Below are 12,535 nucleotides of genomic sequence, written 5' to 3'. Positions count from 1 at the left end.
TGATGGTTTGAGCAAAAAGAAAATTTTTGTTGGAATTTTCTGTTTTTTCGTCAGCTCTTACACTGACATTTACATTAATACTATCATCAAATTGTCACATTTTCTTTGTGGAATGTATAAAAGCGCTTAAAAAACGTTATTTAGAGATAAAATGCGACAAAAACGACAAATTAAACGTCGGATGAGATATAGAAAATGAGGGCGATGTAGCAAATTTATGCAATAATGACTGAAAAAAGCGATAAAAAGACCAACTGTTATATAACTAAGTCATGAAAAAAGCGACTTCTCTTGTGAGAAATCGCTTTTTATATATTAGAATCCTAATGAACGACGGAAGTAGCTAGCATAACGTTGGCTAACGGGAATGCGAGTACCATCCTTCATAATTAATAAGAATGTAGAATGAGAATCTGGTTGAATCTCATCAATGAAGTCAATATTAACGATGTACGAACGGTGACAACGGATGAAAGAATCAGGCGCTAAAAATAGCTCTAAGTCGCTTAAATTTAAGCGGTGGTAACCTTCGCGATGCATCGTTTTTACGAAAGTTTTACGTAATTGAGTTTCAAGGTAAATCACTTGGTTATGTTTAATCGGGTACCAGCAATCATCAATTTTAACTGTAATATAATTTGTTAAAAATGGTGAAGGCTTTTGAGGGAAGATCGCTGTAATAGCGCCTTTTGTCTCGCCTTCTTCAACTAATGGAATACTCATACCGTAGTATGGAACACCAAATACATCAGATTCGATGTATGAATTGATTTTTTGACCATAAGTTAAAGCTTTAAAAGCAGCTGAACCTTCCTTAATTGGATCGCCAGGCTTGATTTTTAAATCTACCTTTTTGCTAGCTTGGTAGTATATATACTCATTTGTATCTGAAATAGCAATTGACGTATTTTCCGGGAAAAATTCTTTAATGACTTCCATAATTTCTTCTATTTGTTTTGGATCCACTCTCTAACACCTCTTTATAAGCATTTTATACAATTATGAACTATTTTACTACATATTTAAAGAAATTAGGTTAAGAAGATTTTTTTATTATTGAAAAATTATATCTAACAAAGTAAAGTGGAGATTTCAGTAACTATAATTTGGATAATAATAACAAAATTGGATGCATGAAAAGATGCATGAAATCATGATTATTCAATGTATTCAGCGCATTTTTTTCAAAAAAAGGGAAGTAACATAATGATTTAGAACTATATTAATTGTTAAAATTAGGTTGAAAGGAAAACGTAAAATATGGTAATATTCTCTATAGTTACTAATAATGCAAACAATATTATGTTAAAACAGAGTATTGTTTGATTATTTTTTAGAATCGTATAAATAATCACTTCGCTTAATAAATTGACTTTAAGTATTGACTACTTAGCGAAATAGCGAAATTTAATATTTTTATAAAATTGTAGGTAGATTGGTTGCTGCATTAAACACTTCTATCTGCATGTGTGAAAGACAGCATTAAAGTTTTTCGAACAAGAAACAGAATAGCCATTCTGAAGAAAGATGGGGTAATTTATGCAACTACATCAACGTTCAATCTCGGAAACAATTTCAAAACGCTACTTCCAAGAAATTGATAATATCAATCAATATGCTGGCATCGAAGATTTTTTCGTACTAGAATCAAAACTTTTATTTGAAGTGTATCATTTAGAGGCTTCGAAGGCGAAAAAGACGTTACACGAAATTATTGATATTTTGTCTTTACGTTTTGGAAAACAAGTTATTAAAGTAGTACGTCAATATTTTGTGATTTTATCTTCTATTGTTGCACGTAAGCTATTAGATAATCAAGTGCCTTCAAAAAAGGCCTTTGCGTTTAATTTAGCATGTGCAGATATGGTTGAAAACAAAATGAAGGATGCAGAATTTTTACAGTTTGCAGATGACTTAATCGATTTTTATGTATATTTTATCGCAGATCGTAAGCAACCAACGTTCCGTCATCAAACGGTGAACAAAGTAATAATGTACATAAACGACGAGCTTGAAAATGACTTAACGGTAGAGAGCATCGCGGCGAATTTCCATATCAGTACGAGCCATCTATCTCGCATTTTCCGTGAACACGTAGGTATTACTTTAGTAGAATATTTAAATGTTCGCCGTGTCGAAGAATCTCAATATTATTTACGTCATACGAATAAGAGCATTACATCTATTTCGGAGCAATTCCATTTCTGTAATCAAAGTTATTTCACACGTATTTTTAAAAAATACACAGGAGTTACACCAAAACACTTCCGCGACGAATTACATCATGAGTTTTTCCGCTTTGAAATGACAGAAGTTGAGTACGAAAACGTATAATGTTTCATTACATGTCTTCAATTATGTGATCCAAGCGTTGTAATTGTTTAAATTATGAAGATCTTTTGATTAGAACGGATACTTTTTGTGCTGTATTTGAATTGCAATGGTTATGAACAATCATATAAAACTCTCCATTTATATTACGCTCGTTTTCGTGCAATTTATTTGCATGATTGAGGCAAAAGGGTGGAGGGTTTTTTATTTTGGTATATAATCATGAATAATGCTATCAATATAATGTAAGGAGATTTTCATGAAAAAATATGAAAGAATGATTTCGCTTGTTTTAGTAGCGGCTTCGAGTTTATCGGCACTGTTTTTTATTATTAAGCAAAACATGGATGCAGCAATTTTATCGATGACAATTATGTTTACAATAACAAACTTTTTCCGCTCAAGAACGTTTAAAGAAAAGGGGCATGACAAAGAAGCAAATTGGATGCGTAAAATGTCAATGATCTTTGCCATTTTATCGGTATTAGTTGTTGTTATAATGTTAAATGGATAAAGTAAAAGAATTAAAGAAGAAGGCGAATGGTAATGAACTCAAAACAGAAAAAAAAGAGTCCTATTGTAGTGATTGTATCGATTTCATGTGTATTATTAATCGCGATTTTAGGCTCAGTCTATTATAAATACTATATTGCACAATCTTCTGTATTGCAAAATGATGCTAAAAATGAGCAACAGTCAGAAGAAACGAATGAAGTGGATGAAACAAATAATGTGGACGACTCTGAATCAAGTGTTACTGAACTACCGGAAGACAATCCCGAAAAGAAACCGATAGATTCTACAACGGAAACCGAGCAACCTTCAACTGAACCAGAAGTTGTTAATGGCTATCTAGTGGAGCAACAGCCAGCAACAGAACCAACGTATGTTAAAGGTGTTCTGATTGTAAACAAAAAAATCCCGTTACCGGCAAACTACAATAAGGGTGAGGATCCTACTGCAGTAGCGGCATTTGAAAAAATGGCAGCAGCCGCAAAAGCAGAAGGTATCGAATTAGTGGCTTTCAGTGGTTTCAGATCCTATGAATACCAAACGTCACTTTATGATCGTTATGTAGCGAAGGATGGAAAAGATGCAGCGGACCGTTATAGCGCACGCCCTGGCTATTCAGAACATCAGTCAGGACTAGCATTCGATATTGGTGAAAAGGGGCGTGAGGATCTATGGTTAACGAGTGCCTTTGGAGAAACGAAGGCAGGGCAATGGCTTGTTAACAATGCCCACAAGTACGGTTTTATTTTACGTTATCCACTAGGGAAAGAGGATATTACAGGGTTTATGTATGAGTCATGGCATTTCCGCTATTTAGATGGCGACTTGGCCACAAAAGTATATGAAGCAGGCGTTACGTTAGAAGAATATTTAGGGATAGAGTAAAAAAGTGTGAGGAAAGTAATAACTTTCCTCACACTTTTTTTATAGTATTGGTGTTAATAGTCGAGAAATAGATTCTTTAAATTTAATAATATTTGATCGATTTTTATAAAGTTCATGTGTTAATTCTACGCTATCTAACATATCACCCTCAAAAATTTCTGCAAGTTGATGTGCCAAAATGCGGTCATACAAAACAGCATTTACTTCAAAGTTTAAGCTAAAGCTTCGCACATCAATATTGGCAGTCCCAACAGATGCTACCTCATCATCAACAACAATCATCTTGGCGTGAATAAAGCCTTTCTCATAATGATATACTTTCGCACCAGCTTCGACGAGTTGGCCGACATAGGAATAAGTCGCCCAGTAAACAAACATATGGTCCGGTTTATTTGGAATCATGATGCGTACATCAATCCCAGCGAGTGCCGCAACACGGACAGCATCAAAGAATGATTCGTCTGGAATAAAATACGGCGTTTGAATATAAACATAACGTTTTGCATTGGTTATTAAGCGTAAATAATTATTTTTAATTACTTCCCAATCTGTGTCAGGCCCGCTTGAAATAATTTGTAATGCGGCAGTTCCTTTTTGCGGAATGATCGGGAAGTAACGCTCAGCATATTGAATATCATTTTTGGCGCTTGCTTGATTCCAGTCTAAAATAAAGCGTGTTTGTAGTGGATGCACAGAGCTACCTTCAAGGCGCAAATGTGTATCGCGCCAATAACCAAATCGGTCGGACAATCCAAGATATTCATCTCCTACATTAAAACCACCAATATAGCCAATTCGACCATCAATGACAACAATCTTACGGTGATTACGGAAATTTAAGCGTGGATTGATAAGCGGTAAAATCGATGGGAAAAATACTTCTACCTGACCACCTAAATCAAGGAGCTCTTTAAAGTGACGTTTCCGTACACCACGTGAGCCCATTTCATCATATAAAATCCGTACCTTGACACCTTGTTTTGCTTTTTTTAATAAAGCGTTATAAATACGTTGACCTAAATTATCGAGTTTGAAAATGTAGTATTGAATATGAATATGATTTTTTGCTGTAAGAATATCTTTAATAAGCGCTTCGAATTTATCGGCACCATCATCAAAAATATGTACGGAATTATCTTGTGTTAAGACGGAATTATTTGTCGTTAAATTCATATATATAAGATGGTTGTATTCTTTTACATGATCGGTACGATATTCGAGTTGGTCATTTTTAATTGCTTCGATTTGATAATTTATGAGGCGGTCAATACCAATATCCTTTTTTCCATCCCAGCGGAATAAATGTTTTTTACGTAACTGGCGACCTAGAAGTAAATACAATAAAAATCCGACAAACGGTAAAAAGAAAAGTACGAGTAGCCAAGCCCAACTGGATGAAGGTTTTTTGCGCTCTAAAAAGATGACGGTAATCGCAAAGATGACATTAATGAAGAGAACGATTGGAACAAGATAATATTTATCAATAATCGCACTCAAAAAGTTCACCTACTTTTTTTTATTTTGCATACGTTATGTTTAATCTAAAAAGATAAGCATGCATAATTCTTTTACAAGCTGTCTAAGTTAAAGCTTATGTCCCTTCAATCTTTTCGGTTCCTTTTACAAAAGTGGTAGTGCGCATACTTTCGCAGGAAGAATATCCAATGTCTGAGGCTCACACGATGTGAGTGATTGGGGGCATGCCACATGGATGTGGCGTTTTGCTCACTCAGTACGGGAAGGGTGCTTTAGTATTGTTCTTATTATAACGTAAAATGTTTGAACGCAAAAAGAAACACTCGGCTCTTTATTTGCCCAGTGTAACAAGTATCGTTTAATCGTATTCTTCGATATGGAAGTAAATATCTGAAAAATCCTGATTTGCAAGTTTATCAGAGTTGATGAAGAAGCTAATAATACCACTATCGCCCCACATAATATATTGTTCATCATTCGATACAATTTGCAATAATAATGTATCGTAATGCTGTAAATAGTAGGATTGTTTACGGAAATCTTCATGAATAAAGTAAGGATAACCACCGATTTTATGGTCGGCTGCTAAATAGCTTTCTAAATAAACATCTTCGAATGAACGTTCATCTAAAGTAATAGAAGCTGTCATTATTTCTGGATTGAAATAGTCAATTAATCGGTAATCTGTAGCGGAAACGGGCTCGAATTGTGTTGTAGCATGCAGCTTCATTTCCTGCTGAATTGGAAAATGCGTTAAATTGACATCTCTCAAATACGTAAAGTCATGGAGACCATTCTTATAGTCTTCCTGATGAGATAAAAATTGTACTTTGAAATGGCAATACTGTGAATGAAATTTAACTTTATCGTAGCAATGTTGGGAAATATAAAATTGTAAAATGCCGCCCTCTGGAAAAGGCTTCTCTAGTTTAAATTCAGCAAAATTGATTTGTGCTAACAATAGCATATATTGGTTGTATTCATCTTTTGGATGTTCCAACTCATGTGTTAAAAATGGTAGTCCTGCAAATTTACTTTCATGCAAAAATGCCGGTTGTGAAACAGGGGTTAAAATCGCCACTTGTTCAGCAGACTGAGTTAAACAAGTATGGAAATTTGTTAATTCTTTTGGAATGTATATATTTTTTTCGTAATTGTTCATCATGAAGCACCTCCTATTAAACTTTAGTTAAGTAAGAAGACGTAATGTATCATATTGAGATGCGGAGTTATTTATTCTTAAGTGAAATATAACGACAAAATGTGCCTTCTATCTACAATATTTCCACCTATAATGTTTGCTAAACATCCATTAATTTAAATTACCTATCGTTTTTACTGCGAACATAGTGTAAATTATTAATTAAAAAGAAATGAAGGGGAATAATCGGAATTTTATTTCATTCGTTTATTTCGTGATGAATTGGTTAATAATAATTTAGAGAATTATTTTTGTAACAAATCTGATAAATTTAGACCTTGATTGTTGTGGTAATATATAGAGGTATAAGGTCTGACCTTTGGAATTGAAACTTTTTAGAATCGAATTCGTTATATAAATTACAATAGGAAAGCTTGAGGTGTACCGAATGGCGAAAGAATTAGATTTAAAACGAATTGTTAGCAATTTAGCAAAAGTCGGTGTTACAGCGACAGTTACAAAATCGCGTCTTGAGCTCTTAAAAGTATTAACACCACCAACGCAAACTCCACAAACACAAAACTAAAAAAGCGACCGCAAGTTATAGACTGCGGTCGCTTTTTATATTCATTTTTTATTCATCGTCTGGATCATTTGATGTAAACATGTATGTGCGGTAATGGAATTTCATACTATAGACTAGACCAATTGCGAGTGCATTTCCCATCATCGAACTACCACCGTAGCTTATGAATGGAAGTGGAATACCGGTAATTGGTAATAGTTGAATCGTCATCCCGATATTTTCGAATACGTGGAACGTAATCATTGCAATAATCCCTGCACAAACATACGTACAAAACGGATCTTTTAAAAGAAGCGTTGTTTTTGTTAAATGATAAATCAGTAAGAAGTATAAGCAAATAACGGCACTTGCACCAATAAAGCCCCATTCTTCCCCAATGACAGCAAAAATAAAGTCAGTATGGTTTTCGGCTACGTACACCTCACGTGACATAAAGCCTTTCCCAAAAATTTCACCAGAGCCAATTGCATTTAGTGATGTAATTAAGTGATAGCCGTCAGATGTTGCATATGAATAGGGATCTATCCATGAATAAATTCGCGCAAATTGGTATGGTTGGAAGCCAAATGTTTTTTCAAGGAAATCTTGCATATACAGCGCCATCCAAAGAAGTGAGCCACCAATAACGGCTACCCCACCAAATAGCGGTAAAATGATTTTCCATGTAACTCCTGCAACGACTACAAGCGCTGCAGTGATGGCAATAAATACAAGGCTCGAGCCTAAGTCAGGTTGCAGCATAATTAATGCTAAAGGAACGATTAATGTTGCAACGATTTTAGCAAGTAAAGCGAAGTCCGTTTTAATCGTTTTATTCTGGAATTTTTCGTGGTGCTTACTAATTAAGTATGCAATTGCCAAAATATAAAAGGTTTTCATAAATTCTACTGGCTGAATACTACCAATCGGTGTTATGAACCAGCTTTGTGCCCCGTTTCGATATAACGTAATACCAGTTGACGGTGGGATAGCAACAACGGCGATTAAAAGTACTAGGCCAATGCCGTAAAGAGGCCATGCTAGCTTTTTGTATTGGTCGGGGTCAAAGTACATGACAACCCCTGCTATAAAGGCAAATATAACATAGTTAATCGCTTGACTTATTACGTAGTTTCCCCCATATTGCCCTGAAGTTTGAGCAGATGCAATGGCACTAAGGCTGACCACAAGAAATAAAAATAAAATGATGGTAAGCGGCCAATCGAAACGCTTATTAAAATTATAATTGTTTGTATCCATATCGTTTCACCTTATGTTTTTTTAACTTTCTTCAGCATATTTTATTGTACCGTAAGCAAAGCGACAGGTACAAAAGTCCTCCACTTCTATATGTGTGGGTTAAATGCCAAGTATGTCCGCAATTACGCCAAGGCGTAATTGATTTATCACTCTAGGGGTTAAAGATACTAACAAATTAAGGAATGTATTTTTTGTATCTACCTAAAATAATTATTAGATTACTCTACATAGCGTAAGTATCTCTACTCATTGTATTGAGGCGCTACTTTATGTAAAGTAGAATAAGTGCAGAAAACAAAGCTTTTTGCTTTATTTACTGTATCATATTCTTAGGAAAAATACTTGAACTTCTTTTGACTTAAATGTTGGACGAAACAAAGGATAAAATGTTTCAAATTTGCACAAGAAGTCATATAATAAATCTATTATTCGTATTAAAGGAGTTGTGTTTCGTGGCGAAGAAAGTGAAGGCAGCAGAAGATTTTATGCATCATATCTATATACATATGAACGATGTAGAACATTTTGTCGTATATAGCGGGTTAACAGTAAAGCAATTTATTACTTCTGTTGAGCCGATGAAAAATATTTTGCTGTTAAATCACGCTTACGAAGATGGCTCGTTTAATATGCATACGCAATTCGATTTTGTAACGAATGAAGATATGTCAGGTTTTTTGAAAAAAGAAATAGATTTAAAGCGGGATTTATGCTGGGTTGATTTTGCATCTGAAAAAAATGTCAATGCACTAACACCGCTTGAACAGGCAGAGCTGCTGTATTTAAGTCATAAGCGTGAGCCACTCGCGACACCGTTCTTTAGTAAATTACAAAACCGTTATACGTACTATTCATCCGTTGCAGATAAAATGACGAAAGTTTATTATCGTTTTATCGGGGATTCTGAAATACTCGTGTCGAATTTATTTAATCAGATGATTAAAGAAAAAGAAGGCGCAGGGAATTTTTGGCGGAGAAAAAGTAAAAATAATTCACCAGCAATTGATCCTTCAACATTACGATTATATAGACCTTATGTGAAGGAAGGCGCGTTACTGTCACTATATAAATTAGATAAGCCTAATGCTCATTATGGAGTCGAAGTCCGAATGCTTAGTGACTATGATTACCCAGATGAAGTATGGGACGACTTAAATGAAATTTTAAAACTAAGCTATGATGAATTAATACAAATTAGTTAACACTCACAGCAAAATAAGCAGTGGGTGTTTTTATGACGAATGCTCGCTAGCGTTTTAACTTGATTCAGTGGGGGTTCAAACTCGGACTGAATTAGAGGAACTCAGGCTAAGAGCGCCGCATCGTGCGACAACGCCTGAGTGACCAACATCGTGTTGGTCCAATGCTTCGGCGGATGTCACAGATTTTTAGAGGGATTTTTTAAGTGAACTTGAAAAAAATCTGGACAAAAGTTAGCCGAGGCGTAATTGATAGAAATGGTACACTAGAAAATAGTGAAAACTGGAGGTCAAAGAAATGAAAAAAAGAATCGGTTTATTATATGGTGGTAAGTCCGCCGAGCACGAAGTATCACTATCTACAGCGAAGGCAGTAACACAAGCTTTAGATTTTAGCGAGTTTGATGTCTTTCCGATTTTTATTACATTAAATGGTGAATGGCGTGTAGGACCTCAACTAACAGAAGCCGCACAATCAATCGAACAATTACAATTTACATCAACATCAGAGCAATCTGATAATAATATTATGCAATTCATTTCGGCACATATGGCAAATCCATTCGAGGTGATTTTTCCATTATTACACGGTACTAATGGGGAAGACGGTACGGTACAAGGATTTTTAGAAGTATTAAATATTCCTTACGTTGGTAACGGTGTACTGGGTTCTGCTGCTGGGATGGATAAAGTAACGATGAAGCAGCTATTTGAAATGGCAGGCTTACCTCAAGTGCCATATGTACATTTTATTCGCAGTGAGTGGGAAAGCAACAAGCAAGGCTATACAGCGAAATGTGAAGAAACATTAGGCTATCCAATGTTTGTAAAACCTGCAAATCTAGGTTCAAGTGTGGGAATTAGTAAAGCTTCAAATGCTACAGAGTTAGAAAGAGCAATTGCATTTGCCTTACAATATGACCGCAAAATCGTTGTTGAACAAGGAGTTACAGCACGTGAAATTGAGCTAGCTGTGTTAGGAAACGATGCGCCAAAAGTATCGGTAGCAGGTGAGATTAAGCCGATGACTGAGTTTTACGATTATGATTCAAAATATAAAGACGGTTCAACAGCGTTAATTATTCCAGCCCCTTTAGAAGAGCAAGTGTATGAGAACTTAGTAGACATGGCGAAAAAGGCATTTAAAGCAATTGATGGAGCTGGATTAGTACGTGCAGACTTCTTCGTTACCGAAGACAATGAAATTTTTATTAATGAAGTGAACACTTTACCAGGCTTTACACCGGTAAGTATGTATCCATTATTATGGCAACATACAAATATGCCGTATCCAGAGCTAATTAAAAATTTAATCGCGCTTGCAGTTGAGCGCCATACCGAGAAACAACAACTTCAATACAACAGAGACTAAGTGGGGGAAACCGTGAAGAAGAATTTACAACAACTAGCAAATTGGCTAAACATTGAAAATCAAGCATTTCCAGAAACCGTTGTAACAGGTGTTTCTATTGATACACGTACAATCGAGCAAGGAGATTTATTCATTCCGTTTCGAGGAGAGGCTGTAAATGGTCACCGCTTTGTTGAGCAAGCGTTTGAAAAAGGGGCAGCGGCAGCTTTATGGATGAATGATGAACCAAACCCACCGCAGCACTTACCGCTAATTTTTGTCGATAATCCAGAAATTGCGCTACAAGAAATGGCGAAGGGCTACCGTAATGAGCATCGAGCAACATTTATTGGCATTACAGGTTCGAACGGTAAAACATCTTCGAAAGATATTTTAGCGAGCGCATTAGCACCATATTATAAAGTACAAAAAACAATTGGGAACTTTAACAACCAATTAGGCTTACCAATTACGATTTTACAGCTAGATGAAGACACAGAGATTTCAGTGCTTGAAATGGGTATGAGCGGCTTTGGTGAAATTGAATTTTTAACGAAGTTAGCGCGCCCTCACTATGCGATTATTACAAACATCGGTGAAGCACATATGCAAGATTTAGGCTCTCGTGAAGGCATTGCACAGGCAAAGTTTGAAATCATTCAAGGTTTAGATGACAATGGTGTATTATTCTTTGATGGTGATGAGCCATTATTACAAAACCTTATTAAAAAACAGCCGACTTTAAGAACCCAATCAGTTGGCTTTACACAAGGCTTAGATTTAGTTGCATCTAATATTGTAGCAAACGCTGAAGGGAGCAGATTCCACGTTGAAGGTGCAATCGACGGAGATTTCTTCATTTCGGTATTAGGTGAGCACCAAGTGAAAAATACGCTAAACGCGATGCTTGTAAGTAAAGCACTCGGTTTGACAGACGAGCAAATTCGCGCGGCATTAAAGCAAGTCGTGTTAACAGATATGCGTATGCAGCTGATTCCTGTTGGCGATGTGTTATTCATTAATGACGCTTACAACGCAGCACCGACAAGCATGCATGCAGCAGTTCAATTTGTAAATCAAACATCGATTCGCGGCGATAAATGGTTGGTACTAGGAGATATGTTGGAGCTAGGTGATGACGAGCAACAAATGCATGAAGAAATCGCCCAACATATCGATGCGGACGTTGTGAGCTATGTATGCTTATATGGCCCACGCATGAAATGGTTATATGAAAAGCTACAAGGTCAATTTAATTCGGAACTTCTTGTTTATTCAGAAACGGATTATGCGCCGATTATTGAAACGATCAAACAGCACGCAACGGAAGATACACTCATTTTAGTAAAAGGTTCACGCGGCATGAAACTTGAAACGATTATACAAAACGTAGCGCAATAATTGATCAACAAAAGGCGTGGAGTCATCAGCATTTAAGCTATGATTCTACGTCTTTTTGTTTGTTAAAATTTGAATCTATGAATGAGTTTAGATAATGTACCGACAGCGCGTCTACCATCAATTTTGACATTCGTCGCGATACGAGTATCATTTAAGAAAATGGTTGCTACAATGCCCATATCCGATAAAATGAGATCAAGCTCATCGTTCATGTTTTCAACATTTTCCTCGCCTTTAAATAGCGACCCATTTTCAACATGCCAATCTTCCTTGAATAATGTATCTAAATATTGATTGTTACTATACGATAAATTCAATAAATTCTTTTCAAAGATTTCATATTCCATTCCTTTCTTCTTAAATGTATAAAATTTTATCGGGAAAAATAAACAAAAAATTATGAATTCAGGTGA

General features: G+C 35.7%; 12 protein-coding genes. 7 read left to right on the top strand and 5 right to left on the bottom strand.

Annotated features, from left to right (window positions below):
• Window positions 1-315: 315 nt before the first annotated feature.
• Window positions 316-966, bottom strand: coding sequence for a LytTR family DNA-binding domain-containing protein (locus tag O7776_RS18450; RefSeq protein ID WP_274308370.1), 651 nt, complete (start codon window positions 964-966; stop codon window positions 316-318).
• 573 nt (window positions 967-1,539) lie between these two features.
• Here O7776_RS18450 and O7776_RS18445 point away from each other — a divergent pair.
• From O7776_RS18445 to O7776_RS18435, 3 genes are all read left to right on the top strand, one after another.
• Window positions 1,540-2,334: a helix-turn-helix transcriptional regulator gene (locus O7776_RS18445; RefSeq protein WP_241370813.1), complete on the top strand. Its 795-nt coding sequence runs from the start codon at window positions 1,540-1,542 to the stop codon at window positions 2,332-2,334.
• A 256-nt stretch (window positions 2,335-2,590) separates the two neighbouring features.
• Window positions 2,591-2,845 carry a hypothetical protein gene (locus tag O7776_RS18440; protein ID WP_241370812.1) on the top strand — a complete coding sequence of 85 codons (255 nt, stop codon included), beginning with the start codon at window positions 2,591-2,593 and terminating at the stop codon, window positions 2,843-2,845.
• A 32-nt stretch (window positions 2,846-2,877) separates the two neighbouring features.
• A complete protein-coding gene (locus tag O7776_RS18435; RefSeq protein WP_274308369.1) occupies window positions 2,878-3,729 on the top strand; it encodes a M15 family metallopeptidase in 852 nt (283 codons plus the stop codon).
• A 39-nt stretch (window positions 3,730-3,768) separates the two neighbouring features.
• Here the strand turns inward: O7776_RS18435 and cls are convergent, their stop codons facing one another.
• Together cls and O7776_RS18425 are read right to left on the bottom strand one after the other, a co-directional pair.
• Window positions 3,769-5,235, bottom strand: coding sequence for a cardiolipin synthase (cls, locus tag O7776_RS18430; RefSeq protein ID WP_274308368.1), 1,467 nt, complete (start codon window positions 5,233-5,235; stop codon window positions 3,769-3,771).
• Window positions 5,236-5,563: 328 nt separating this feature from the next.
• On the bottom strand, window positions 5,564-6,370 hold the full coding sequence (locus tag O7776_RS18425) for a YwqG family protein (RefSeq protein ID WP_274308367.1): 807 nt from the start codon (window positions 6,368-6,370) through the stop codon (window positions 5,564-5,566).
• 424 nt (window positions 6,371-6,794) lie between these two features.
• Between O7776_RS18425 and O7776_RS18420 the strand changes: the two genes are divergently transcribed.
• Window positions 6,795-6,932: an Lmo0850 family protein gene (locus O7776_RS18420; RefSeq protein WP_274308366.1), complete on the top strand. Its 138-nt coding sequence runs from the start codon at window positions 6,795-6,797 to the stop codon at window positions 6,930-6,932.
• A gap of 48 nt (window positions 6,933-6,980) precedes the next feature.
• Here the strand turns inward: O7776_RS18420 and O7776_RS18415 are convergent, their stop codons facing one another.
• Window positions 6,981-8,171, bottom strand: coding sequence for an FtsW/RodA/SpoVE family cell cycle protein (locus tag O7776_RS18415; protein ID WP_274308365.1), 1,191 nt, complete (start codon window positions 8,169-8,171; stop codon window positions 6,981-6,983).
• A gap of 452 nt (window positions 8,172-8,623) precedes the next feature.
• Here O7776_RS18415 and O7776_RS18410 point away from each other — a divergent pair, with 452 nt between their 5' ends.
• The 3 genes from O7776_RS18410 (at window position 8,624) to O7776_RS18400 (ending at window position 12,122) form a co-directional block, all read left to right on the top strand.
• Window positions 8,624-9,373 (top strand): hypothetical protein, encoded by a 750-nt coding sequence (locus tag O7776_RS18410; RefSeq protein ID WP_274308364.1) that lies wholly within the window; start codon window positions 8,624-8,626, stop codon window positions 9,371-9,373.
• A gap of 295 nt (window positions 9,374-9,668) precedes the next feature.
• On the top strand, window positions 9,669-10,742 hold the full coding sequence (locus O7776_RS18405; RefSeq protein WP_274308363.1) for a D-alanine--D-alanine ligase: 1,074 nt from the start codon (window positions 9,669-9,671) through the stop codon (window positions 10,740-10,742).
• Window positions 10,743-10,754: 12 nt separating this feature from the next.
• Window positions 10,755-12,122, top strand: a complete 1,368-nt coding sequence (locus tag O7776_RS18400) for a UDP-N-acetylmuramoyl-tripeptide--D-alanyl-D-alanine ligase (protein WP_274308362.1) — start codon at window positions 10,755-10,757, stop codon at window positions 12,120-12,122.
• A gap of 62 nt (window positions 12,123-12,184) precedes the next feature.
• On the opposite strand, the gene O7776_RS18395 is transcribed toward O7776_RS18400, so the two are convergent.
• Window positions 12,185-12,469: a cache domain-containing protein gene (locus O7776_RS18395; protein WP_274308361.1), complete on the bottom strand. Its 285-nt coding sequence runs from the start codon at window positions 12,467-12,469 to the stop codon at window positions 12,185-12,187.
• Window positions 12,470-12,535: the final 66 nt, after the last annotated feature.

It is taken from the genome of Solibacillus daqui, assembly GCF_028747805.1.
Lineage (GTDB): Bacteria > Bacillota > Bacilli > Bacillales_A > Planococcaceae > Solibacillus > Solibacillus daqui.
This window is presented reverse-complemented; position numbering and strand designations above follow the sequence as displayed.

What these genes read in the sequence shown, in the direction of transcription:
- O7776_RS18445 (WP_241370813.1), top strand. Translation starts at nt 1,540, where the DNA reads ATGCAACTACATCAACGTTCAATCTCGGAAACAATTTCAAAACGCTAC.
- O7776_RS18440 (WP_241370812.1), top strand. Translation starts at nt 2,591, where the DNA reads ATGAAAAAATATGAAAGAATGATTTCGCTTGTTTTAGTAGCGGCTTCG.
- O7776_RS18435 (WP_274308369.1), top strand. Translation starts at nt 2,878, where the DNA reads ATGAACTCAAAACAGAAAAAAAAGAGTCCTATTGTAGTGATTGTATCG.
- O7776_RS18425 (WP_274308367.1), bottom strand. Translation starts at nt 6,370, where the DNA reads ATGATGAACAATTACGAAAAAAATATATACATTCCAAAAGAATTAACA.
- O7776_RS18420 (WP_274308366.1), top strand. Translation starts at nt 6,795, where the DNA reads ATGGCGAAAGAATTAGATTTAAAACGAATTGTTAGCAATTTAGCAAAA.
- O7776_RS18415 (WP_274308365.1), bottom strand. Translation starts at nt 8,171, where the DNA reads ATGGATACAAACAATTATAATTTTAATAAGCGTTTCGATTGGCCGCTT.
- O7776_RS18405 (WP_274308363.1), top strand. Translation starts at nt 9,669, where the DNA reads ATGAAAAAAAGAATCGGTTTATTATATGGTGGTAAGTCCGCCGAGCAC.
- O7776_RS18395 (WP_274308361.1), bottom strand. Translation starts at nt 12,469, where the DNA reads ATGGAATATGAAATCTTTGAAAAGAATTTATTGAATTTATCGTATAGT.